This is a genomic window from Gemmobacter fulvus (genome assembly GCF_018798885.1).
GTDB lineage: Bacteria > Pseudomonadota > Alphaproteobacteria > Rhodobacterales > Rhodobacteraceae > Gemmobacter > Gemmobacter fulvus.
In genome coordinates this window covers 3,045,059-3,066,651 of record NZ_CP076361.1, presented here as the reverse complement: position 1 = coordinate 3,066,651, position 21,593 = coordinate 3,045,059, and the positions used below count along the sequence as shown (strand labels likewise).

Genomic DNA, 21,593 nt, shown 5'->3' with positions numbered 1-21,593 from the left:
AGACCGCGGGGGCATGACACTGCCCCCGCCCCCATCTCGGGACGATCGAACCACGCGTAGAGGCGGGAAAACACGTCGCTACGCGGGTTTTGTCCTGCAGCCGTCAAGGCTGAGCATCTGAGCAGTGCGAAACGTTTGGGAGGGCATTTTCCACTCAAGCCACTCATGGCGAAGGAAAAATGGTGCGGATGAAAGGACTCGAACCTTCACGGGTGTTACCCCACAGCGACCTCAACGCTGCGCGTCTACCAATTCCGCCACATCCGCACGATCTGACTTGGTGCGCGGTGTTTAGCGAAGCCCCACGCGGAAGAAAAGGGGGATTTCACGCAAGCCCCGAAATATTTGTGCCACGCCCAAGCGCCTGAAAGGGCGCGCAAGACTGGCCGCGCGCCCCCAGCCGGATCAGCGGATCACTGCCCCATCATCAACCGGGGCAGCGCCGTGGCAAAGGACACCGCCTTTGCGGCAGACATCGGCGCCGACGCGGGGGCGGCAGCGGGGGTTGGCGGGGCCAGCACCGGCGCGGGAGCGGCCTGCACCACGACCTCGGGCGCGGCGGGGGCCACCAGCACCGGCAGCGCGGGGGCGGCGGCTGCGGGGGCCTCGCTGCGGCCCCCCAGCATGAACACCGCCTTGCGGATCAGATCCTGCCGTTCGGCGCTGGCCGGGGCCAGCGGGGCCATGCCCTGCCCGGCGGCCCCCAGCGCCATTTCATACCAGCCCTGTGCCAGATCGGGCCGCCGCGTCGCGCCGATCCCTTCGGCCAGATGGTGCCCCGGCAGTTCGGCATAGCCTGCCTCGCCCAGGGCGGTCAGCACCAGCGCCGAGCCAAGCGCCACCTCCATGTCATCTTGCGCATAGCCAACGCCCAGACAGATCTTGGAGGTGCCCGACAACTGCGCGGGCGACATACCACTGCCGGCCACGAAATTGGCCACGCCCGACAGGACATCCGTCGCGGATTTCAGCGACACCGCCGTCACATGATCCTTCAGGACCGGCCCGAAGGCCTTGCACTGATCGGCAATCTGCACCGGTGTCACGCCCGCCACAGTGCGCGCCATCTCTTCGCCCTGCTGGATCGCGATAGCCCGGCTCAGGCAGAACTGCTCTGACAGGGCCTGCACCGGATCGGTCAGGCTGGCGACCGTGACATAGCCGCCATTGCTGTTGGTCTTGAGCGCGACCGTGTTGCAATGCGAGCTGAGCGACACCATCGTCGCCCCCATGAAGCTGGGCAGGGCCGGTGCGGCAGGCGCGGGCGTCGGCGCAGGTTCGGCCACCAGCGCAGGCAGCGCTGCCGCGGCAGCCACAGGCGGGGCCACGGCGGCCAGCGTGCCCTGCGGCACGGCGGCGGGCACCCCGGCCATTTCATCGCGCTGCACCAGCAGCAGGCCCTTCATGCCCATCGGATGCGTGGCCGCCGTCTGCGCAATCACCGGCCCGCCGGCAATGGCACGGTGATAGGATGTCACCAGCAGGGTGCGTTCGTAATCCGTCAGCTGGCCGGTGGGCGGATACCCGAGCAGCGCCTGATAGCTGGAGATGGCCGCGCGGCTTTTCGGCCCGATGGAGCCATCGGGCGTGCCCACCGGAAAGCCAAAGTGATTGAGCGCGGTCTGCACCTCGCGGTTGGATTCGCGCTGCGCGGTGGACATCGTGCTTTTGGGGGCGGCGGATTTCGAGGAACTGCGCGGTTTGCTGGCGGCCTTGCGCCGCTGCTGGTCCTTCACGATGGCCCCGCCGATCAGGCCCCCGATGATCGCCCCGGCAATCGCGTCGCCTGCATCCGCGCGCACCGGCTCGGCCTGACCCAGCGCAAGCGCGGCCACCACACATGTGGTTGCAACTGTCTTAAGTTTCATTGCAAGTCTCCCTAAATCGTCTTGTTCAATTGTGACAGCCTAACACGGCCCCGCCATTGCGCGAGAAGGAAAAGCGCGGCGGCGCCGCCGCAAAGGAGTGCCATGGTCGAGTGGAGCCATCTGCCGGGGCTCAGCCCCTATACCGAGACGCTGGCCGCGATGGAGGCCCGCGCCGAGGCGATTGCCCGGGGCGAGGCCGCCGAGGCAATCTGGCTGCTGGAACACCCGCCGCTTTATACCGCAGGCACCTCGGCCAAGGCCGCCGATCTGGTCGAACCGGACCGCTTTCCCGTTCATGCGGTCGGGCGCGGCGGGCAATATACCTATCACGGGCCGGGGCAGCGCATTGTCTATGTGATGCTAGATGTGAAACAGCGTGGCGCGGATGTGCGCTGTTTCGTGCGGGCGCTGGAAAACTGGGTGATCGCGGCACTGGCCGAGTTCAACGTGACCGGCGAAATCCGCCCCGGTCGCGTCGGCGTCTGGGTGCAGCGCCCCGATCTGCCGCGCGGACCGGATGGCAGCCCGCGCGAAGACAAGATCGCGGCGCTTGGGATCAAGCTGCGCCGCTGGGTCAGCTTTCACGGCATCTCGATCAATGTGGAACCGGACCTGAGCCATTTCAGCGGCATCGTGCCCTGCGGCATCCGCGAGCATGGGGTGACCAGTCTGGTCGACCTTGGCCTGCCGGTCACCATGGCTGATCTGGACGCCGCCCTGATGGCCACCTTCGACAGCGCCATGCACGCCACCTGCCCCACCCCACCGGGCTGAAGGCCCAGAACAGCGACACCCTGCCCCATGGCCAGGCAGACAGGCTGGACTTACGTCTCTCTTGAACATTCGCGCCATCCTGCGAACTGTTTGCCGCTAGCGACCGCTCGCCAACTGGAGGAAACCGCATGAACCTGATGACTGCTGCCGCGCTCGCGGCCCTGACCGCCCTGCCCCTTGCCCTCGCCACCCCGGCCCTTGCCGCAGGTGACGCCGCCAAGGGCGAGGCCGATTTCAAGAAATGCAAGGCCTGCCACATGATCGTGGCTGATGACGGCACCGAGATCCAGAAGGGCGGCAAGACCGGGCCGAACCTTTATGGCGTGGTGGGCCGTGCTGTCGGCTCTGTCGCCGATTACAAATACGGCGAGTCGATTGTCGCCGTCGGTGCCAAGGGCGTCGTCTGGGACGAGGCGCTGTTGGCCGCCTATGTGGCCGATCCGGCCAAATGGCTGAAAGAGCAGACGGGCGACGCCTCGGCGAAATCCAAGATGACCTTCAAGCTGGCCAAGGGCGGCGAAGACATGGCCGCCTATCTGGCTTCGGTCAAACCTGCGGCGAACTGACGCAGCTAAGCACCTCTGACGCGCAGGTTTTTTGATCTGCATCAAACTCTGCAATTGCCGCCGCCTGATCCCCGCTCTAGAAATAGCGCCATCAGGCGGCGGGATTCCTTCCCGGTCGCCCATTTCGAGCAACGCAACGGGAGGCGCCAATGGCCGACGCAGCCATTCATGGCCACGACCATGACACCCGCGGGTTCTTTACCCGCTGGTTCATGTCGACAAACCACAAAGACATCGGGATCCTGTATCTCTTCTCCGGCGGTATCGTCGGCCTGATTTCGGTGCTGTTCACCGTCTTCATGCGCTACGAGCTGATGGAGCCGGGCGTTCAGTACATGTGCATGGAAGGCACGCGCTTCGTGGCAGATGCCGCGCAGACCTGCACGCCCAACGGCCACCTGTGGAACGTCACGGTCACCGCCCACGGCATCCTGATGATGTTCTTCGTCGTCATTCCGGCGCTGTTCGGCGGTTTCGGCAACTATTTCATGCCGCTGCAGATCGGTGCGCCGGACATGGCCTTCCCGCGCATGAACAACCTCAGCTACTGGCTCTATGTGGCGGGCACCTCGCTCGCCGTGGCCTCGGTGTTCTCGCCGGGCGGCAATGACCAGCTGGGTTCGGGCGTGGGCTGGGTGCTCTACCCGCCGCTGTCGACCAACGAAGGCGGCTATTCGATGGACCTCGCGATCTTCGCGGTCCACCTGTCGGGGGCCTCGTCGATCCTGGGCGCCATCAACATCATCACCACCTTCCTCAACATGCGTGCCCCCGGCATGACCATGCACAAGGTGCCGCTGTTCGCCTGGTCGATCTTCGTGACCGCCTGGCTGATCCTGCTGGCGCTGCCGGTGCTGGCCGGTGCCATCACCATGCTGCTGACCGACCGGAACTTCGGCACCACCTTCTTCCAGCCCTCGGGCGGCGGTGACCCGATCCTGTATCAGCACATCCTGTGGTTCTTCGGCCACCCCGAAGTGTATATCATCGTACTCCCCGCCTTCGGCATCATCAGCCAGGTCATCGCCACCTTCTCGCGCAAGCCGATCTTCGGTTATCTGCCGATGGTCTATGCGATGGTCGGCATCGGTGTGCTGGGCTTTGTCGTCTGGGCGCACCACATGTACACCGTCGGCATGTCGCTGACGCAGCAAAGCTACTTCATGATGGCCACCATGGTGATCGCCGTGCCGACCGGCATCAAGATCTTCTCGTGGATTGCCACCATGTGGGGCGGCTCGCTCGAGTTCAAAACCCCGATGCTGTTCGCACAGGGTTTCCTGTTCCTGTTCACCGTGGGCGGCGTGACCGGCATCGTGCTGAGCCAGGCCTCGGTCGACCGCGCCTATCACGACACCTATTACGTCGTGGCACACTTCCACTATGTGATGAGCCTCGGCGCCGTGTTCGGGATCTTTGCCGGCATCTATTTCTGGATGGGCAAGATGTCGGGCCGCCACTACCCGGAATGGGCAGGCAAGGTGCACTTCTGGCTCATGTTCATCGGCTCCAACCTGACCTTCTTCCCCCAGCACTTCCTGGGCCGTCAGGGCATGCCGCGCCGTTACATCGACTACCCGGAGGCGTTTGCCTACTTCAACAAACTCTCCAGCTACGGTGCCTTCCTGTCGTTCGTGTCCTTCGTGTTCTTCATCGGCATCGTGTTCTACACGCTGTTCTTCGGCAAACGCGTCACCGAGAACAACTACTGGAACGAATATGCCGACACGCTGGAATGGACCCTGCCCTGCCCGCCGCCGGAACACACCTTCGAGCAACTGCCGAAGCGTGAGGACTGGGACAAGGGCCACGCACACTAAGTCCTGATCAAACACAAAGGCCCCGGAGCGATCCGGGGCCTTTTGCATTGGGATGGCGGCACCCCGGCCGCGCCTGATATACCGCTCCCAGATCAATATCCGAGTCCGCCGCCCATGCCCTATGAATGGCTTCCCCCCACCCCCGATGGCGACCGGCTGCGGCTCTGGCCGCATCGGTCCTTGCCGCGGCGTGGCTTTGTCTGGTTTGTCGGCGGCACCGCCCTGCTGATCGGCCTGCCCTTGCTGTCGGTCCTCGGCTCGCCCGTGCTCTGGGGCTTGCTGCCATTTCTGCTGCTGACCATCGCCGCGATCTGGTGGGCGCTGGAACGCTCGTATCGCGATGGCGAGATTGTCGAGGATTTGACCCTTGGCCCCGACCGGATCAACCTGATCCGCCGTGGCCCGCGCGGGATGCGCAAGGACTGGCAGGCCAATCCGCATTGGGTGCGGGTGATCCGGCACGAAACGGGCGGGCCGGTGCCGCAGTATCTGACGCTGCATGGCGGCCCACGCGAGGTAGAGATCGGCGCGTTTCTGTCAGAGGACGAACGACTCGCCCTGGCGCAGGATCTGTCGGCCCGGCTCAGGGCGCTGCGCTAACCGCTTCGACAAGCAAGCACACAACAAAAAAGGGGCCGAACCGGCCCCCTTCCCACAGCGATCCGGCTTGGCCCTCAGGCCAGCTTGTCCTTGACCATCGGGCCCACCGCGCCGAAATCCATCTGGCCGGTATATTTACCCTTCAGCACCGCCATCACCTTGCCCATGTCGCGGATGCTGGTCGCCCCCGCCTCGGCAATCGCCGCATCAATGGCGGATCCGACCTCGGCCCCGTCCAGCTGGCGCGGCAGAAATTCCGAAATGACCGTGATTTCAGACAGTTCCTTTTCCGCCAGTTCCAGCCGCCCGCCTTCTTCATAGGCGCGCGCGCTTTCCTGGCGCTGTTTCACCATGCGGCCCAGAATGGCAAGAATGGCGGCATCATCGACCACCGCCGCTTCGCTTTCACCGCGCAGCGCGATCTCCCGGTCCTTGATGGCGGCATTGATCAGGCGCAGCGTCGACAGACGATCCGCCTCTTTCGCCTTCATCGCCTCTTTCAGTGCTGTTTGCAGCTGGTCGCGCAAGCTCATCCGATACCCATCCCCAGGTTTCAACAGATTGCGACTCTACCCGGTCACGGCCTGTAACACAACCGGGCCAATTTATGCCAAGTCATTGAAATCATTACACAAGACTTTTACGGTTTCTGCGGCTGCATTGGGGTTGACCCAAAGCCGCCCTCCCCTTAGGTTCCCCCCGGTTTACCCGGAGAGTCGCATCATGCCCAGCACCGCTGTCCCAACTGCCTGCCTTGCCCTCGCAGACGGTACGATCTTTTACGGCAAGGGCTTTGGCGCTACAGGCGAAACGGTGGCAGAGCTGGTGTTCAACACCGCAATGACCGGTTACCAGGAGATCATGACCGATCCCTCCTATGCCAGCCAGATCGTCACCTTCACCTTCCCGCATATCGGCAATACCGGCGTGACGGTGGAAGATGACGAAACCGCCGAGCCGGTGGCGGCAGGCATGGTGGTGAAATGGGATCCCACGGCGCCGTCGAACTGGCGCGCCACCGCCGATCTTCAGACCTGGATGGTGTCGAAGGGCCGCATCGGCATCGGCGGGCTTGATACCCGCCGCCTGACCCGTGCGATCCGCCAGCAAGGCGCGCCGCATGTGGCACTGGCGCATGACCCCGATGGCAATTTCGACATCGAGGCGCTGGTGGCCAAGGCGCGCGCCTGGAAGGGCCTTGTCGGGCTGGATCTGGCCAAGGACGTGACCTGCGCGCAATCCTACCGCTGGGATGAGATGCGGTGGGCCTGGCCTGAAGGCTATAGCAAACGCGAAGGCGCGGGCCTGCGCGTGGTGGCGATCGACTATGGTGCCAAGCGCAATATTCTGCGCTGCCTCGCTTCGGCGGGCTGCGAAGTGACGGTGCTGCCGGCCAGCGCCACCGCCGAGGATGTGCTGGCGCTGAACCCGGAAGGCGTGTTTCTCTCCAACGGTCCGGGCGATCCGGCGGCCACCGGCAGCTATGCCGTGCCGATGATCAAGGGCGTGCTGGCGGCGGATCTGCCGGTGTTCGGCATCTGCCTTGGCCATCAGATGCTGGCGCTGGCCTTGGGCGCGCAGACCGTGAAGATGGGTCATGGCCACCATGGCGCCAACCATCCGGTGAAGGATCAGGACACCGGCAAGGTGGAAATCACTTCGATGAACCACGGTTTCACTGTGGACAGCCAGACCCTGCCCGCCGGGGTGATCGAAACCCATATCTCGCTGTTCGACGGCACCAATTGCGGCCTCCGCGTCGATGGCAAGCCGGTGTTCTCGGTGCAGCACCACCCCGAGGCCAGCCCCGGCCCGCAGGACAGCTTCTATCTGTTCGAGCGGTTTGCCGAAGCGATGCGCGCCCGCCGCGCCGCATAAGGCCCGCCCCGAAGCCTGTAGTGAACGAAAGGCCGCGTGTTTTAACGCGGCCTTAACCATTTCTGGAGAAGCCTTGCGCCATATCGCACAGGGTTCGCATGGCCATTCCGCGTCTTCAGCTTCTGCCCGATCCGGTGACCTCCGCTGCGGTGGCTCTGCCGGGTTGGCAGGCGCGGGAGGCGGCCCCCTCGGCCGAAACGCTGGCCGTGGTCTTGCTGCGGGCCGGGCTGGTCGCGCCGCATGACATGGTGCAGGCGCTGACGCTGCACCGCCAGCGGCGCGGGCGATTGGCCGACATCCTGCTGTCGCGCGGCATGATCTCCGAGACGGCGCTCTATCGCGCCATGGCGCAGCATTGGGGCGCCGATCTGGCCGATGTGCAGGCCTGCCCGCCCGATCCCCGGCTGATTGATGCGCTGGGGGCCGCGACCTGCCTGCGCGAAAGCCTGCTGCCGTGGCGGCGGCTGGGCGATGTGACCGTGATCGCCACCGCGCATCCCGAAGACTTCGCCCGCAACCAGCCGCGCCTGCACGCCACCTTTGGCAAGATCGCGCTGGCGGTCCTGCCCGCCAACCGGATCGAGGCGGCCATCCTGCTGGCGCGCGGCCCGCAGCTGGATCACGCGGCGCAGCGGCGCGTCGCCGCCGCCGAAAGCTGCCGCGACTGGGGGGGCCAGACACAGGGGCTCTGGGCGCGCTGTGGCGTGATCCTGCTGGCGTCCTGGGCGGTGCTGGCACCGTTTTCGCTGCTCTGTGCCGCGACCTTCTGGGCCATGCTGACGCTGCTGCTGGCCACCCTGTTGAAAACCGCCGCCATCTTTGCCGCCCTGCGCCGCCCGCCACCGGAAGGGCCGCCGGTGCATATCCAGCGCCTGCCCATCGTGTCGGTCATGGTGGCGCTGTATCGCGAGGGCACGATTGCACCGCGTCTGGTGCAGCGGCTGGGGCTGTTGGACTATCCGCGCGAATTGCTCGATATCCTGCTGGTGGTCGAGGAGGAGGACAGCCTGACCCGCGCCGCCTTGCAGCGCGCCTGCCTGCCGCCCTGGATGCGGGTTGTGGTGGTGCCCGATGGGCGGCTGAAAACCAAACCCCGCGCGCTGAACTATGCGCTGGATGCCTGTCGCGGCAGCATCATCGGCGTCTATGACGCCGAAGACGCGCCCGAGCCCGACCAGATCCGCCGCGTGGTCGACAGGTTTCATCACCGCGGGGCCGAGGTCGCCTGCCTGCAAGGCGTGCTGGATTTCTACAATCCGCATACCAACTGGCTCAGCCGCTGTTTTACCATGGAATATGCCACCTGGTTCCGCATCATCCTGCCGGGGCTGGAGCGTCTGGGCCTTGCCATTCCTTTGGGCGGCACCACGCTGTTTTTCCGCCGCGCGGCGCTGGAGCAGCTGGGCGGCTGGGATGCGTTCAACGTCACCGAAGATGCCGATCTGGGGATGCGGCTGGCCCGCCACGGCTTTAGGACCGAGCTGATCGCCACCACCACCTTTGAAGAGGCCAATTGCCGCGTCCTGCCCTGGGTCCGGCAGCGGTCGCGCTGGCTGAAAGGTTATATGATGACCTATGCCGTGCATATGCGGCAGCCCGCCTTGCTGCTGCGGCAGCTGGGCTGGTGGAAGTTCATCGGCTTTCAGGTGTTTTTCCTGACCACCCTGTCACAGTTCCTGCTGGCGCCGCTGCTCTGGACGTTCTGGGCCGTGCCGCTGGGGCTGCCGCATCCGCTGGTCGATAGTCTGCCGCCGCTGCTTTATGACAGTATCGCCACGATCTTCCTCTTTACCGAGGTGATGTTGCTGGCGGTGACGCTGGTGTCGTTGCGGATGACGCCGAACCGGATCCATCCTCTCTGGGCGCCGGTGCTGCATCTCTATTTCCCGCTCGGCTCGCTGGCCTCCTACAAGGCCGCGTGGGAACTGGTCACCAAACCCTTCTGGTGGGACAAGACCAGCCACGGCCATTTCGCCCCGCCAGAGATGCCCGCACCTAGCGCAGCTTCAGCTCACCCGCATCCACCCTGAGCCGGGTTTCAAACGCCTTGGAGATATGCGCCCGCAGCGCTGCATAGGCCGCATCACCATCGCGTGCGGCAATGGCGCGCACGATGTCGTCATGTTCCGCCATCGCCACCTCGTCGCGGCCTTCGGCGGCGAAAGAGGTATTGGCCATCAACGCCATCGACCGATGCACCAGATCAAGCTGCTGCACCAGAAAGCGGTTGTGCGAGGCGAGGTGGATCTGCTTGTGAAACCGCTTGTTGGCCCGGCTCAGATTGCGCGGATCACCGCCCAGCAACTGCCGGTCCTCCTCGACCATGGATTTCAGCACGCTGATCTCTTCATCTGTCGCATGACGGGCCGCCAGCCGCGCGGCCAGCCCTTCCAGCTCGGTCCGCACCGCGTAAAGCTCTGCCAGCTGGTTGTGATCCAGCGTGGCGACGATCAGGCTGCGCCCGTCACGCGTCAGCATGGATTGGGTTTCCAGCCGCTGCAACGCCTCGCGCACCGGGGTGCGCGACACGCCCAGCCGCTCGGCCAGTTCTGATTCCACCAGCCGGTCGCCGGGTTTGTAGACCCCCGCTTCGATGGCTTCGAGGATCAGCGTATAGGCGTCTTTCTGCACGGCGGGCCCTTTCGTAACAGTGGCGCGACACTATGCCGGGGCCGCGCTGCGTTTCAACCGGCATTTGCCGCAACCTTGCCCGCAATGCCACTCTGCGGTAGACTGGGGGCATGATCGCGCAGCAGTTCTCTCATGTCCGCCACTGGGTCTTTGACCTCGACAACACGCTTTATCCGCCCGAAGCCCGGCTTTTCGACCAGATCGAAGTGAAGATGACCGATTGGGTGATGCACACGCTGGGTGTGGACAAACCCGAGGCGAACCGCCTGCGCCAGCATTACTGGCAGCTTTACGGCACCACTCTGGCCGGGCTGATGGCAGAACATGAAATGCCGCCCGACGGCTATCTGCACGCGGTACATGACATCAGCTTTGACGCGCTGATCCCCGATCCGCATCTGGCTGCCCAAATCCGGGCACTGCCCGGGCGGCGCATCGTCTATACCAACGGCTCGGCCCCCTATGCCGAAAAAGTCTTGGCGGCGCGGGGCTTGGCCGGGGTGTTTGATGCGATTTACGGTGTGGAACATGCCGGTTTCCGCCCCAAGCCCGACCGTGCCGCCTTTGAGGCAGTCTTTGCGCAGGATGGCGTTGATCCGCCGCGCGCCGCGATGTTCGAGGATGATCCGCGCAACCTTGCCGTGCCGCATGCGCTGGGGATGCGCACCGTGCATGTGGCCCCCGCGCCGGTGACGGCCCCGCATATCCAGCACCATACGGCAGACCTCAGCGGCTTTCTGTCGCAGCTTCTGGCGTGACCTGCGACAAGGTGTATTCTGGATGCAGATTTTCGGAGGCGGCATAGTGGCCGCACAGCAATCCGGAGACTGCCATGACCGCCCTGCCCGCCATCAGCTTCAGCCGCCTGCCCCTGATCGGCTTCATTGCGCGCGACATCGCCCGTGATGTGAATGTGATCTTCTATCTGCTGACCATCGCCGTCACGCTGGTCGTGCTGGCGGTCAAGACCTGGGGTCTGGTGGCGCTGACCATGGTGGCGCTGGTCATGGTGGCGGTGATGTTCGTGATCCTGATCGCCATCACGCGCGCCTGACGCGGCCCCAGGGCGCGGTGTCGCGTGGACGCCCCGCCGCTTCTGCCGTATCCAGACCCAATGCAGAGGAGCTGGCGATGCGTGACGAGACCGATATCCTGATTTCCGGCGGCGGCGTTGCCGGGTTGGCCGCCGCCTGCGCCTTTGGCTCTGCCGGGTTTCAGGTGGTCTGCGTGGAGCCGAACCCGCCGGTGACCGAGGCGGACGCCGCCGGATCGGATCTGCGCAGCACCGCCTTCCTGCACCCCTCGATCCCGGTGCTGGAGACGGCGGGCCTCTGGGCGCGGCTGGCACCCCATGCTGCTGCGCTTCAGATCATGCGTATCGTCGATGCGGGCGGGCCGGTGGCCGAACCGCGGGTGGTCAAGGATTTCAACGCCGCCGATCTGTCGGATCAGCCCTTTGGCTGGAACCTGCCGAACTGGTTGCTCCGGCGGGAAATGGTGGCGCGGCTGGCCGAATTGCCGAACGTGCGCTTTCTGCCCGGCCTCTCAACCGCCGCTGTGCTGACCCGCGAATCGGCGGCGCTGGTCACGCTGTCGGATGGGCAGCGGCTGTCGGCGCGGCTTCTGATCGGTGCGGATGGCCGCGACAGTCTGGTGCGCACAGCGCTTGGCATCCCGGTCAAGACCCTGCGCTATGGGCAGAAGGCGCTGGCCTTCGCCGTGCGGCATCCGATCCCGCACCAGAACATCTCGACCGAGATCCACCGCGCGGGCGGCCCCTTCACCTTCGTGCCGCTGCCCGACCGCGACGGCCAGCCCTGCTCTGCCGTGGTCTGGATGGATCACGCCGCCGAGATCGACCGGCGCGCCGCCCTTCCGGTGGCGGATTTCGAGGCCGAGATGATGGAGCGGTCCTGCGGCCTGCTTGGCCCGCTGCGCCTGATCAGCCGCCTGACGCAATGGCCAATCATTGCCCAGATCGCCGCGCGCATGGCGGGCGAGCGCAGTGCGCTGATGGCCGAGGCCGCGCATGTGATGCCGCCCATCGGCGCGCAGGGCCTGAACATGAGCCTGGCCGATCTGACCGTCCTGCTGGATCTTGCGCTGGCAGATCGCGCTTCGCTGGGGTCGGTGGCGATGCTCGATGCCTATCACCGCAAGCGCCATCTGGATGTGCAGGCGCGCGTCAGCGGCATTGACCTGCTGAACCGTGCCTCGATGCTGGGCGCACAGCCGCTGCGCGACCTGCGGGCGGGGGCGCTGGATGCGTTCTATTCCATCGCCCCGCTGCGCCGCACCCTGATGCGGGCCGGGATCGGCGTGCGCTGAGCCGCAAGGCACCCGCTCGCCGCAGGCATTTGGCATTGTGCGGCTGCGGCATGGCGGCTATTCCGGCGCAAAGGCGGAGGGCGCATGAACGGGATTTCGGTGCAGGATGTGGCATATGCCGTTGCGGGCAAACCGATCCTGCACGGCATTTCCCTGCATCTGACCGAGGCGCGGATCGGCATCATCGGGCGCAACGGATCAGGCAAGACCACCTTGCTGCGGCTGATCGCCGGGCTGATCGCGCCGAGTTCGGGGCAGGTGCGGCTGGGGGACATGGATCCGGCGCAGGATCGGCGCGGCGTGCTGTCGCGCATCGGCATCCTGTTCCAGAACCCGGACCACCAGATCATCTTTCCGACGGTCGAGGAAGAGCTGGCCTTCGGCCTGCGCCAGATGGGCCTGTCCACCGCCGAGGCGATGGCGCGGGTGCAGGCGGCTCTGTCCGCCGAGGGCCGCGCCGATTGGGCCGCGCGCTCGGTCCAGACGCTGAGCCAGGGGCAGCGGCAATATCTGTGCCTGCTGTCGGTGCTGCTGATGGCCCCCGAAACCATCCTGCTGGACGAACCTTTCGCCGCGCTGGACCTGCCGATGCAGATGCGGCTGACCCGGCGGCTGGCCGCCTTGCCGCAACGGCTGGTGGTAATCAGCCATGATCCCGATGCGGTGGCGGCCTGTGACCGGGTGATCTGGCTGGAGGCGGGCCGCGTGGCCCGCGATGGTGCGGCGGCAGAGGTTCTGGCCGCGTTCCGGGCCGAAATGGCGCGTTTGGGGGCGGATGATGCTGACGCTGACCTCACCGATTGAGACATGGCTGCACCGCTGGCCGGTGGGGGTCAAGCTGGGGCTGATGGCGCTGGGAACGGCGCTGGTGTTTCCGGTGCAGAGCCCATGGGTGATGGGCGCGGCGCTGCTGGCGCTGCTGGCGCTCTATCTCGCCTTGGGGTTGCGCTTTGCACGGCACGGGCTGGCAATGCTGCGCCCGCTCTGGCCGTTCTTTCTCATCCTCGCGCTGTGGCATCTGTGGCAGGACGAGATTGCGCGCGGCCTGATCATCGCCGGGCGCATGGGTTTTGCCGTGGCGCTGGCCAATCTGGTGACGATGACAACCCGTCTGGATGCCATGCTGGCGTTGGTGGAGCGGCTGTTGCAACCGCTGCGCCACATCGGGGTCAACCCGCGCATGGTTGCGCTCGCCATGGCCATGGTCATCCGCTTTACGCCGGTTTTGCTGGACAAGATGTCGCAACTGATGCAGGCATGGCGCGCGCGCAGCCCGAAACGGGTGGGTGCGCGCATCGTTCTGCCGGTGGTTCTGCTGGCGCTGGATGATGCAGACCATGTGGCCGAAGCCCTGCGCGCGCGCGGCGGCCTTTAGGAGACTCGAATGGAACGCAACCTCACCCATATCGCCCTGTTTGCGGCACTGATCGCCGTTCTGGGCCTTGTGCCCAAGATCGACCTCATCTCGGGCGTGCCGATCACCGCCCAGTCTTTGGGCATCATGCTTTGCGGCACCGTGCTGGGGTCCAAGCGCGGCGCGCTGGCCGTGCTGCTGTTTCTGGCGCTGGTCGCGGTGGGTCTGCCGCTGCTGTCCGGGGGCCGGGGTGGGCTTGGTGTCTTTGCCGGGCCGTCGGTCGGTTATCTGATCGCCTTCCCGATTTCGGCCTTCGTCGCGGGCTGGGTTGTCGAACGCTGGTCGGCGCCGATCGGGGTGGCAAGCTTTGCCGGCGCCGTGCTGGGCGGCATCGTGATCATGTCGGTTCTGGGCACCATCGGCATGGCGGTTGTGCTGGGCAAGACCCTGCCGGAAGCCGCCCTGCTGGCTGCGCCCTTCCTGGCTGGCGACGTGCTGAAAGCCGGGATCGCGGCGGCCATCACTCAAGGCTTGGCCAAGGTGCGCCCGGCGGCCGTGCTGTCGCGCGCCTGAGATCAGCGCCCGCAGTCAACTTTGGGGGCGGCCGCAGGGCCGCCCTTTTTCATGCGCTGAGGATCAGTGCAGACCCGATGCCCCCCGCCGCCGCAATCGCGGCAAGCCCATGGCCCTGCCGCAGATCATGGAACAGGCGCGTCGCCAAGATGGTGCCCGAGGCCCCGATGGGATGGCCACGGGCCAGCGCGCCGCCGTTCAGGTTCACCCGATCCTCGGGCAGGCCGCAGGCATCCATGCAGGCCAGCGCCTGCACCGCATAGGCCTCCATCAGCTCCACCTGCGCCAGATCGCGAGCCTCCAGCCCGGCCTTGGCCAGCACCGCCCGGATCGCGGGCACGGGCGACAGGCCCGGCTCGTCCGGGGCCGCCCCCAGCGTGGCACTGGCGCGGATCTGCACCGCCCGCGCCGCCTGCGCCGCCAGCCGGGCGGAGACCACCAGCACAAAGGCGCTGGCATCGGCGGCCACCGCCGTAGTGGCGCTGGTGATCCCGCCCGCCAGCAGCCTCGCCCGCGCCAGCAACGCCGGGGTCAGCTGGCGTGGAAACCCGTCCCGTGCGGCTTCGGCAAAGGCCAGCAGTTCGGGCAGATCGGCGTCCAGCGCCCGCTGATGGCTGCGCATCGCCCAGGCCTCTTGCCGCGCGCGCGAGATACCCAGCCGGGTGGCAAGCGCGGCAGCGGCAGCCGTCATGTCGGGGTCCCGCTCCGGCCATGGGGTGAAGGGCGGCTGGTTATAGGGCTGCGGGTCCTGCCCCGGTGCTGTGGCGAAACGCAGCGGACGGCGCGAATAGCTTTCCGCCCCGCCCGCCAGCACCACTTCGGCCTGCCCGGCCACGACCATCGCCGCCGCCAGCCGGATCGCATCCAGCCCCCCGGCACATTGCCGATCAATCGTCAGCCCCGCCACCCGCTCTGGCAGGCCCGCTGCAAGCGCCGCCAACCGCGCCGGATTGCCACCCGCCCCCAGCGCATTCGACAGGATCAGCTCATCCACCTGATCCACAGCCAGCCCGGCATCCGCCAGCGTGGCGCGGATCACCGGGGCGGCCAGTTCATGCGGCAGCAGCGCGCGAAACGCCCCGCCGCGCGGCATGACCGGCGAGCGACGCGCCGCGATGATATGGGCGCTCATGCCCCCGCTCCGGCAAGATCCGCCGCAAGCGCGGCAAGATCGGTCTTACCCGAGGGCAGCACCGGCCAGTTGCTGCGCCAGATCAAGCGGCGCGGGGCCTTCAGCGGCCCCAGCCGGGCGCGCAGCTGCGCCAGAATATCCCCCGCCTGCGCGCCATCGCCCATCAGCACCGCCACCAGCACATGACCGCGCAGCGGATCGGCTGCGGGCAGACAGGCGGCGCGGCAGATGCCCGGCAGGGCAAGCAACAGCGCCTCGATCTCTTCGGGATAGACCGCCTGATCGGCGATCTTCACCATGCGCGAGGCCCGCCCGGCCAGATAAAGCAACCCCTCGGCCATGCGCCCATGTTCGCCGACCGAGACCCAGCCGTCGTGCCAGATATCGCTGTCTGCATCGCCATAGCCCAGCGCCAGATAGGGCGACCGCACCCGGATCTCGCCGTCCTGCACCGCGATCTCCACCCCCGGATAGGGGCGGCCCACGCTGTCTGGCGGCGTGGTGTCATCGGCCAGCGTGATAAAGCTGGTTTCCGCCGCGCCGTAAAACTCCACCACCCGCGCCGGGGTCATCGCCACAAGGCTGGCGCGCAGGGCCTGATCCAGCTTCGATCCGCCCACAAGGATCAGCCGCAGATCGGGCAAGGCGGCCCCGCCCGCCTCGGTCATCAGCCGCAATTGTGCGGGCGTCGCGTAAAGCACCTGAACCCGGTGCTGTGCCAGTGCCGCGCGCTGCCGATCCGGGCGCTGACGATCCAGCAGGTGCAACCTGCCGCCCAGATGCAGCGTCTCGATCGCGCCATAGAGCGCCAGCGAATGCACCAGCCGCCCCAGCACCGCCGCCGCACAGCCAGGGCCAAGGCCGAAAAGCCGGGCATTCACCGCAAAGCTGGCAATCCACGAGGCCTGCGTGCGGCGGATCCGCTTCGGCGCGCCGGATGTGCCGCCCGACAGCGTTTCAAACAGCGGCACAGCGCCGGGATCGGGCGGCGGTGCATCCTCGGCCCCGATGCGGAACACCTGAGCGCCAAGCGCCGCCTGCAAGGCGCGCAGGGCGGGCCGGTCCGGCAGCACAAGCGCCTGCCCGATGGGGCGCGCGTCACCGGCCTGCACCTGTTCGCCGCCCTCCGATGCCTGCGCGGCGGGGTGCCAGCGAAACTGCGCCATCCCCGCGCTCAGGGTGTGAACTGCCGGGCAAGGCCGCGCGCCGCCTGCGCCAGCAGCGACAGATCCATGCCGACCGCCGTGAACCGCGTGCCCCAGCCCATGCAGGTCACCGCGAAATCGGGCGATAGGGTCAGGATGCCCGCAGGTTTGCCCGCCGTCACAATGCGCTTGATCGCAAGCTCGATGGCCGCCACCACCTCGGGATGCGCCGCCTGCCCCGGATAGCCCATCGAGGCCGCCAGATCGGCGGGGCCGATAAAGATGCCATGCACCCCGTCCACCGCGGCAATCGCCTCAATCTCGTCCAAAGCGCTCGCGGTTTCCACCTGCACGATCAGGCACAGCTCGTCTTCGGCGCGCTGCGCGTAATCGGCCACCTGCCCAAACCGCGAGGCGCGGGTCAGCCCCGCCACACCCCGGATGCCGCGCGGCGCATAGCGCATCGCGGCAACGGCGGCGCGGGCTTCGGCCTCGGTCTGCACATAGGGAATCATCAGGGTCTGCGCCCCCAGATCCAGCACGCGCTTGATCAGCACCGCGTCATTGCTGGCCGGGCGCACCACCGCGCTGACGGGATAGGCCGCCATTGACTGCATCATCGCCAGCGTGTCGGGAATATCGGTCAGCGCATGTTCGGTGTCGATCACGATCCAGTCAAAACCGCAGCCCGCCAGCAATTCCGCCGTCAGCGAGCCGGGGATGGAGTTCCACAGGCCGATCTGTTGCCGCCCCTCGGCCAGCGCGCGTTTGAATGCATTCACCGGCAGGGTCATGCACCCGCCCCCAGCAGGCTGGCCACACGGCGCAGCGCCAGAAGATAGCCTTCGGTGCCGCAGCCCGCGATCACGCCCTCGGCCCGCAGCGACACATAGGAATGATGGCGGAAGCTTTCGCGCTTGTGCACGTTGGAGATATGCACCTCGATCACCGGCCCTTCAAAGGTGTGCAGCGCATCGAGGATCGCCACCGATGTATGGGTATAGGCCGCCGGATTGATGATGATGGCCGAAGCCTCGGCCCGCGCCGCGTGGATCCAGTCGACCAGCTGCCCCTCGTGGTTGGATTGCAGGAATTGCGTGGTGTGACCCAGCTCTGCCGCCAGCGCCGCACAGCGCGCCGCCACATCGGCCAGCGTTTCATGCCCGTAAATCTCGGGCTGGCGCAGACCCAGCAGGTTGAGGTTCGGACCGTTGAGGATGTGGACGGGCTTCATGCGGCTGCCTTTGGGGTAATGAGGCGTGCAGGATAGCGGCTTGGCAGACGGGGGCAAGCCTGTGCGCCGCGCCACCGCCGGAAACAGCGCCCTCATAAACACGGCCCCCCAATGGCCCGCCGCAGCCGCAAAACTTGTCTCTGCGCCAAAGCTTTGTTATGCGGCCCGCAGCAGACTGGACCCGGTGCAATTCCGGGTGGCTCTTCCGGCCGCCGATCCGCCGGACAACCGAAGACCGCATCGCGCACAGGCGCGGCGGAAGACCGGACCCTTACATGATCCCCTCCATTTCCTATGCCCGTCAGTGGACGGGCAATATCCGTGGCGATTTGCTGTCGGGCCTTGTGGTGGCGCTGGCGCTGATTCCCGAAGCCATCGCCTTTTCACTGATTGCGGGCGTCGATCCGAAGATCGGCCTCTATGCCTCGTTCTCCATTGCCGTGGTGACGGCGATTGCGGGCGGGCGGCCCGCGATGATTTCGGCGGCAACGGCGGCCACCGCCGTTCTGATGGTGACGCTGGTGCGCGACCACGGGCTGCAATATCTGCTGGCCACCACCATTCTGGCCGGGCTGATCCAGATCCTTGCCGGGCTGCTGAAGCTGGGTCAGGTGATGCGCTTCGTGTCGCGGTCGGTGATGACCGGCTTTGTCAACGCGCTGGCCATCCTGATCTTTCTGGCGCAACTGCCCGAGCTGATCGGCGTGCCGCCGCTGACCTATGTCATGGTCGCCGCCGGGCTTGCGATCATCTATCTGTTTCCGCGCCTGACCACGGCCATCCCCTCGCCGCTGGTTTGTATCCTTGTGCTGACAGCGATCACGCTGGGCTTCGGGCTGGATCTGCGCACGGTCGGTGACATGGGCGCACTGCCCGATACCCTGCCGGTCTTCCTGCTGCCGGACATTCCGCTGACGCTGGAAACCTTGCAGATCATCCTGCCCTATGCGGTGGCGGTGGCGGCGGTGGGCCTGCTGGAATCCCTGATGACCCAGAACATCGTCGACGAGATGACCGAAACCACCTCGGACAAGAATCGCGAATGTCTCGGGCAGGGTCTGGCCAATACCGTCACCGGCTTCATCGGCGGCATGGCCGGCTGTGCGATGATCGGGCAATCCATCATCAACGTGAAATCCGGGGGGCGCACCCGGCTGTCTTGCGGCTTTGCCGGCGTGATGCTGCTGATCTTTTGCGTGTTTCTGGGCGATTGGGTGGCGCGGATCCCGATGGCGGCGCTGGTTGCCATCATGGTCATGGTCTCCATCGGCACATTCAGCTGGGGCTCGCTGCGCGATCTGCGCCGCCATCCGGCCAGTTCCTCCATCGTGATGCTGGTCACGGTGGTGATCGTGGTCTGGACCCACAACCTCGCGCTGGGGGTGCTGGCGGGGGTCTTGCTGTCGGGCGTGTTCTTTGCCTGGAAAATCGCCCATCTGTTCCGCGTCACCAGCACGCTGGAAGACGGCGTGCGGATCTACCGGCTGGAGGGGCAGCTGTTCTTCGCCTCGGCGGAAACCTTCATGCAGGCCTTCGATTTTCACGAACGCCCGGCCCGCGTGGTGATTGATCTGTCAGAGGCGCATATCTGGGATATTTCTTCGGTCGCGGCGCTGGATCAGACGGTGTTCCGCCTGCGCCGGGGCGGTACCGAGGTGACTGTCACCGGCATGAACGCGGCCACCCGAAGCCTTGTCGACAAGCTGGGCCAGCATGACAAGGACGGCGGCGAGGCCGGGCTGGCCGCGCATTGATCCGGGCATAAAAAAAACGCCCGGCCCCTCCTGAGGGTCCGGGCGCAGGTATGCTGGAAATGCCTGTCAGGCCACCTTTTCCAGCGCCACCTCGGGGGTGATGCCCAGCGCGTGGCAGACATCACGGGTCAGATGCGGACGGTTCAGGGTGTAGAAATGCAGATCTTCCACCCCTTCCGACAGAAGCGTGTCACAGAGTTCGGTGCAGAGCGCGACCGACAGCAATTCCTCGCGGCCATCGCGTTTCGCCACCGTATAGGCCTCGTCGAGCCATTGCGGCACATGCGCACCGCAGCGAGCCGAGAATTTCTTGACGCCTGCAAAATTCTCGATCGGCAGGATGCCCGGCAGGATCGGCGCGGTGATGCCTTCCTTCACGCAGAGATCGCGGAAGCGCAGGAAGGTTTCGGCCTCAAAGAAGAATTGCGTGATCGCCGAAGAGGCACCCGCATCCAGCTTGCGCTTCAGCCAGCGCACATCGGCCAGCGTGTCGGCGGCATCGGGATGCGGTTCGGGATAGGCCCCGACGCGCAGGGTAAAATTGCCGGTGGCTGCCAGCGCCTCGATCAGCTCCACCGAATTGGCAAAGCCTTCGGGATGCGGCGTAAAACGCACGGCCCCTTTCGGCGCATCGCCACGCAGCGCCACGATTTCACGCACCCCGGCATCGGCATAGGCCTGCGCGATTTCCAGCGTTTCGGCCTTGGTGGCATCCACACAGGTCAGATGCGCCGCGACATTCAGACCCGAGGTGCGGCCGATGGTCGTCACCGCCTCATGGGTCAGCTTGCGGGTGGTGCCGCCTGCGCCATAGGTGACGCTGGCGAAGGTGGGTTTCAGGGGCGCGAGCATCTGCACCGTTTCCCACAGCTTGAACGACGCATCGAGCGTCTGCGGCGGGAAAAACTCGAAAGAGATACGGGGCGTGGGCATTTTCGGCTCCTGTTTGATGGCTCTCTTGTGCCGGAAAAGTGGATGTGAGACAAATTCATAATACTCAAGATCAATATGAGGTTTACTCATGTACTTCGAGCTGCGCCACCTGCGCACCATCCGCGCGATCCATGAATGTGGCGGGCTGGCCCGCGCCGCCGATCTGCTGAACATGACGCAAAGCGCGCTCAGCCATCAGGTGAAGGGGCTGGAGGATCAGGCGGGCGTGGAGCTGTTCGTGCGCCGCTCCAAGCCATTGAAGCTGTCTGCGGCGGGGCAGCGGATGCTGCGGCTGGCCGAACGGGTGCTGCCCGAGGTGGAGGCACTGGAGGAAGAGTTCCGCGCCCTGCTGTCGGGCAAGACCGGGCGGCTGCACATCACGCTGGAATGTCACGCCTGTTTCGACTGGCTGTTCCCGGTGCTGGAGAAATTCCGCCACGCCTGGCCCGATGTCGATGTGGATATCCGCGCGGGGCTGGCCTTTGACGCCCTGCCCGCGCTGGACCGCGAAGAGGTGGATCTGGTGATTTCGTCCAACCCGGTCGATCTGCCCGGCATCATCTTCAATCCGCTGTTCGATTATCACCCGACGCTGGTTGCGGCGGCCAGCAATCCGATTGCCGCCCTGCCGATGATCGCCGCCGAGGATCTGCGCGACCAGATCCTGATCACCTATCCGGTGAACCGCGACCGTCTGGATGTGTTCACCGAATTGCTGACCCCGGCCCGGGTGGAGCCGCGCGGGCTGAGGCAGGCCGAACTGACCGCGGTGATCCTGATGCTGGTGGGGTCGAATCGCGGCGTGGCCGTGCTGCCCGACTGGGTGCTGCGCAGCGTCAAGGATCACCCGGATTACGCCCTGCGCCCGCTGGCCCCCGGCGATGTGACCAAACGCATGTATGCCGCCACCCGCAGCGAGGATGCGACCCAGCCCTATATGGCGCATTTCCTGCGCCTGATCCGCACCGAGGCGGTGAAGTTGCAGCGCGGCTGACCCCTGCTG

At 66.0% G+C, this 21,593-nt stretch carries 22 protein-coding genes, 1 tRNA gene and 1 other annotated feature; of the genes, 14 read left to right on the top strand and 9 right to left on the bottom strand.

The window, feature by feature from the left end:
- Nucleotides 1-180 precede the first annotated feature (180 nt).
- Nucleotides 181-267, bottom strand: a tRNA-Leu gene (locus KM031_RS14910).
- A 146-nt stretch (nucleotides 268-413) separates the two neighbouring features.
- Entirely contained in the window at nucleotides 414-1,868 is a 1,455-nt protein-coding gene (locus KM031_RS14905; protein WP_215506613.1) for a peptidoglycan-binding domain-containing protein, read from the bottom strand.
- A 21-nt stretch (nucleotides 1,869-1,889) separates the two neighbouring features.
- On the opposite strand from KM031_RS14905, the gene lipB reads away from it, so the two are divergent.
- From lipB to KM031_RS14885, 4 genes are all read left to right on the top strand, one after another.
- On the top strand, nucleotides 1,890-2,642 hold the full coding sequence (lipB, locus tag KM031_RS14900; protein WP_260691989.1) for a lipoyl(octanoyl) transferase LipB: 753 nt from the start codon (nucleotides 1,890-1,892) through the stop codon (nucleotides 2,640-2,642).
- Nucleotides 2,643-2,770: 128 nt separating this feature from the next.
- Nucleotides 2,771-3,208 (top strand): c-type cytochrome, encoded by a 438-nt coding sequence (locus tag KM031_RS14895; protein ID WP_215506617.1) that lies wholly within the window; start codon nucleotides 2,771-2,773, stop codon nucleotides 3,206-3,208.
- Nucleotides 3,209-3,357: 149 nt separating this feature from the next.
- The gene (ctaD, locus tag KM031_RS14890; RefSeq protein WP_215506618.1) at nucleotides 3,358-5,028 is read left to right on the top strand and encodes a cytochrome c oxidase subunit I; all 1,671 of its coding nucleotides are present in this window, start codon (nucleotides 3,358-3,360) and stop codon (nucleotides 5,026-5,028) included.
- 114 nt (nucleotides 5,029-5,142) lie between these two features.
- Nucleotides 5,143-5,628 (top strand): DUF2244 domain-containing protein, encoded by a 486-nt coding sequence (locus KM031_RS14885; RefSeq protein ID WP_215506620.1) that lies wholly within the window; start codon nucleotides 5,143-5,145, stop codon nucleotides 5,626-5,628.
- A 74-nt stretch (nucleotides 5,629-5,702) separates the two neighbouring features.
- On the opposite strand, the gene KM031_RS14880 is transcribed toward KM031_RS14885, so the two are convergent.
- Complete coding sequence (locus tag KM031_RS14880; RefSeq protein ID WP_215506622.1) at nucleotides 5,703-6,161, bottom strand: GatB/YqeY domain-containing protein; 459 nt, start codon at nucleotides 6,159-6,161, stop codon at nucleotides 5,703-5,705.
- A 190-nt stretch (nucleotides 6,162-6,351) separates the two neighbouring features.
- Between KM031_RS14880 and carA the strand changes: the two genes are divergently transcribed.
- Nucleotides 6,352-7,506 (top strand): glutamine-hydrolyzing carbamoyl-phosphate synthase small subunit, encoded by a 1,155-nt coding sequence (carA, locus tag KM031_RS14875; protein ID WP_215506624.1) that lies wholly within the window; start codon nucleotides 6,352-6,354, stop codon nucleotides 7,504-7,506.
- A gap of 98 nt (nucleotides 7,507-7,604) precedes the next feature.
- The gene (locus tag KM031_RS14870) at nucleotides 7,605-9,536 is read left to right on the top strand and encodes a glycosyltransferase (protein ID WP_215506626.1); all 1,932 of its coding nucleotides are present in this window, start codon (nucleotides 7,605-7,607) and stop codon (nucleotides 9,534-9,536) included.
- Here the strand turns inward: KM031_RS14870 and KM031_RS14865 are convergent.
- Nucleotides 9,502-10,137 (bottom strand): GntR family transcriptional regulator, encoded by a 636-nt coding sequence (locus KM031_RS14865; RefSeq protein ID WP_215506628.1) that lies wholly within the window; start codon nucleotides 10,135-10,137, stop codon nucleotides 9,502-9,504. The genes KM031_RS14870 and KM031_RS14865 overlap by 35 nt on opposite strands.
- Before the next feature lie 110 nt (nucleotides 10,138-10,247).
- Between KM031_RS14865 and KM031_RS14860 the strand changes: the two genes are divergently transcribed.
- The 6 genes from KM031_RS14860 (at nucleotide 10,248) to KM031_RS14835 (ending at nucleotide 14,392) form a co-directional block, all read left to right on the top strand.
- On the top strand, nucleotides 10,248-10,895 hold the full coding sequence (locus KM031_RS14860; protein WP_215506630.1) for a pyrimidine 5'-nucleotidase: 648 nt from the start codon (nucleotides 10,248-10,250) through the stop codon (nucleotides 10,893-10,895).
- Between the two features lie 74 nt (nucleotides 10,896-10,969).
- Nucleotides 10,970-11,191: a hypothetical protein gene (locus KM031_RS14855; RefSeq protein WP_215506632.1), complete on the top strand. Its 222-nt coding sequence runs from the start codon at nucleotides 10,970-10,972 to the stop codon at nucleotides 11,189-11,191.
- A gap of 77 nt (nucleotides 11,192-11,268) precedes the next feature.
- The gene (locus tag KM031_RS14850) at nucleotides 11,269-12,465 is read left to right on the top strand and encodes a UbiH/UbiF family hydroxylase (protein WP_215506633.1); all 1,197 of its coding nucleotides are present in this window, start codon (nucleotides 11,269-11,271) and stop codon (nucleotides 12,463-12,465) included.
- A gap of 84 nt (nucleotides 12,466-12,549) precedes the next feature.
- Nucleotides 12,550-13,269, top strand: coding sequence for an energy-coupling factor ABC transporter ATP-binding protein (locus KM031_RS14845; protein ID WP_215506635.1), 720 nt, complete (start codon nucleotides 12,550-12,552; stop codon nucleotides 13,267-13,269).
- On the top strand, nucleotides 13,244-13,840 hold the full coding sequence (locus KM031_RS14840; RefSeq protein ID WP_215506636.1) for an energy-coupling factor transporter transmembrane component T family protein: 597 nt from the start codon (nucleotides 13,244-13,246) through the stop codon (nucleotides 13,838-13,840). Before KM031_RS14845 ends, KM031_RS14840 begins: the two co-directional genes overlap by 26 nt.
- Before the next feature lie 9 nt (nucleotides 13,841-13,849).
- Nucleotides 13,850-14,392 (top strand): biotin transporter BioY, encoded by a 543-nt coding sequence (locus tag KM031_RS14835; RefSeq protein ID WP_215506638.1) that lies wholly within the window; start codon nucleotides 13,850-13,852, stop codon nucleotides 14,390-14,392.
- Nucleotides 14,393-14,441: 49 nt separating this feature from the next.
- Here the strand turns inward: KM031_RS14835 and KM031_RS14830 are convergent, their stop codons facing one another.
- The 4 genes from KM031_RS14830 to aroQ are packed head-to-tail and all read right to left on the bottom strand — an operon-like array spanning nucleotide 14,442 to nucleotide 17,903.
- Entirely contained in the window at nucleotides 14,442-15,524 is a 1,083-nt protein-coding gene (locus KM031_RS14830; protein ID WP_215506640.1) for a thiolase family protein, read from the bottom strand.
- Complete coding sequence (locus KM031_RS14825; RefSeq protein WP_215506642.1) at nucleotides 15,521-16,690, bottom strand: AMP-binding protein; 1,170 nt, start codon at nucleotides 16,688-16,690, stop codon at nucleotides 15,521-15,523. The genes KM031_RS14830 and KM031_RS14825 overlap by 4 nt, the downstream gene beginning before the upstream one ends.
- Before the next feature lie 8 nt (nucleotides 16,691-16,698).
- Nucleotides 16,699-17,463: an HpcH/HpaI aldolase family protein gene (locus tag KM031_RS14820; RefSeq protein WP_215506644.1), complete on the bottom strand. Its 765-nt coding sequence runs from the start codon at nucleotides 17,461-17,463 to the stop codon at nucleotides 16,699-16,701.
- Nucleotides 17,460-17,903, bottom strand: coding sequence for a type II 3-dehydroquinate dehydratase (gene aroQ / locus KM031_RS14815; protein ID WP_215506646.1), 444 nt, complete (start codon nucleotides 17,901-17,903; stop codon nucleotides 17,460-17,462). Before aroQ ends, KM031_RS14820 begins: the two co-directional genes overlap by 4 nt.
- Before the next feature lie 174 nt (nucleotides 17,904-18,077).
- Nucleotides 18,078-18,133: a sequence feature (sul1 is cis-regulatory element that is thought to sense ions involved in sulfur or methionine metabolism; They are found in Alphaproteobacteria), on the top strand.
- Nucleotides 18,134-18,178: 45 nt separating this feature from the next.
- Between aroQ and KM031_RS14810 the strand changes: the two genes are divergently transcribed.
- Nucleotides 18,179-19,657 (top strand): SulP family inorganic anion transporter, encoded by a 1,479-nt coding sequence (locus tag KM031_RS14810; RefSeq protein WP_215506648.1) that lies wholly within the window; start codon nucleotides 18,179-18,181, stop codon nucleotides 19,655-19,657.
- Between the two features lie 66 nt (nucleotides 19,658-19,723).
- On the opposite strand, the gene metF is transcribed toward KM031_RS14810, so the two are convergent.
- On the bottom strand, nucleotides 19,724-20,590 hold the full coding sequence (metF, locus tag KM031_RS14805) for a methylenetetrahydrofolate reductase [NAD(P)H] (RefSeq protein WP_215506650.1): 867 nt from the start codon (nucleotides 20,588-20,590) through the stop codon (nucleotides 19,724-19,726).
- A gap of 88 nt (nucleotides 20,591-20,678) precedes the next feature.
- Between metF and KM031_RS14800 the strand changes: the two genes are divergently transcribed.
- A complete protein-coding gene (locus tag KM031_RS14800) occupies nucleotides 20,679-21,584 on the top strand; it encodes a LysR family transcriptional regulator (RefSeq protein ID WP_215506652.1) in 906 nt (301 codons plus the stop codon).
- Nucleotides 21,585-21,593 lie beyond the last annotated feature (9 nt).

Bases quoted from the DNA above. Each gene is read 5' to 3' on its own strand.
- KM031_RS14905 (WP_215506613.1), bottom strand. From the start codon at position 1,868: ATGAAACTTAAGACAGTTGCAACCACATGTGTGGTGGCCGCGCTTGCG.
- KM031_RS14895 (WP_215506617.1), top strand. From the start codon at position 2,771: ATGAACCTGATGACTGCTGCCGCGCTCGCGGCCCTGACCGCCCTGCCC.
- ctaD (WP_215506618.1), top strand. From the start codon at position 3,358: ATGGCCGACGCAGCCATTCATGGCCACGACCATGACACCCGCGGGTTC.
- KM031_RS14885 (WP_215506620.1), top strand. From the start codon at position 5,143: ATGCCCTATGAATGGCTTCCCCCCACCCCCGATGGCGACCGGCTGCGG.
- KM031_RS14880 (WP_215506622.1), bottom strand. From the start codon at position 6,161: ATGAGCTTGCGCGACCAGCTGCAAACAGCACTGAAAGAGGCGATGAAG.
- carA (WP_215506624.1), top strand. From the start codon at position 6,352: ATGCCCAGCACCGCTGTCCCAACTGCCTGCCTTGCCCTCGCAGACGGT.
- KM031_RS14870 (WP_215506626.1), top strand. From the start codon at position 7,605: ATGGCCATTCCGCGTCTTCAGCTTCTGCCCGATCCGGTGACCTCCGCT.
- KM031_RS14860 (WP_215506630.1), top strand. From the start codon at position 10,248: ATGATCGCGCAGCAGTTCTCTCATGTCCGCCACTGGGTCTTTGACCTC.
- KM031_RS14855 (WP_215506632.1), top strand. From the start codon at position 10,970: ATGACCGCCCTGCCCGCCATCAGCTTCAGCCGCCTGCCCCTGATCGGC.
- KM031_RS14850 (WP_215506633.1), top strand. From the start codon at position 11,269: ATGCGTGACGAGACCGATATCCTGATTTCCGGCGGCGGCGTTGCCGGG.
- KM031_RS14845 (WP_215506635.1), top strand. From the start codon at position 12,550: ATGAACGGGATTTCGGTGCAGGATGTGGCATATGCCGTTGCGGGCAAA.
- KM031_RS14840 (WP_215506636.1), top strand. From the start codon at position 13,244: ATGCTGACGCTGACCTCACCGATTGAGACATGGCTGCACCGCTGGCCG.
- KM031_RS14835 (WP_215506638.1), top strand. From the start codon at position 13,850: ATGGAACGCAACCTCACCCATATCGCCCTGTTTGCGGCACTGATCGCC.
- KM031_RS14830 (WP_215506640.1), bottom strand. From the start codon at position 15,524: ATGAGCGCCCATATCATCGCGGCGCGTCGCTCGCCGGTCATGCCGCGC.
- KM031_RS14825 (WP_215506642.1), bottom strand. From the start codon at position 16,690: ATGGCGCAGTTTCGCTGGCACCCCGCCGCGCAGGCATCGGAGGGCGGC.
- KM031_RS14820 (WP_215506644.1), bottom strand. From the start codon at position 17,463: ATGACCCTGCCGGTGAATGCATTCAAACGCGCGCTGGCCGAGGGGCGG.
- aroQ (WP_215506646.1), bottom strand. From the start codon at position 17,903: ATGAAGCCCGTCCACATCCTCAACGGTCCGAACCTCAACCTGCTGGGT.
- KM031_RS14810 (WP_215506648.1), top strand. From the start codon at position 18,179: ATGATCCCCTCCATTTCCTATGCCCGTCAGTGGACGGGCAATATCCGT.
- metF (WP_215506650.1), bottom strand. From the start codon at position 20,590: ATGCCCACGCCCCGTATCTCTTTCGAGTTTTTCCCGCCGCAGACGCTC.
- KM031_RS14800 (WP_215506652.1), top strand. From the start codon at position 20,679: ATGTACTTCGAGCTGCGCCACCTGCGCACCATCCGCGCGATCCATGAA.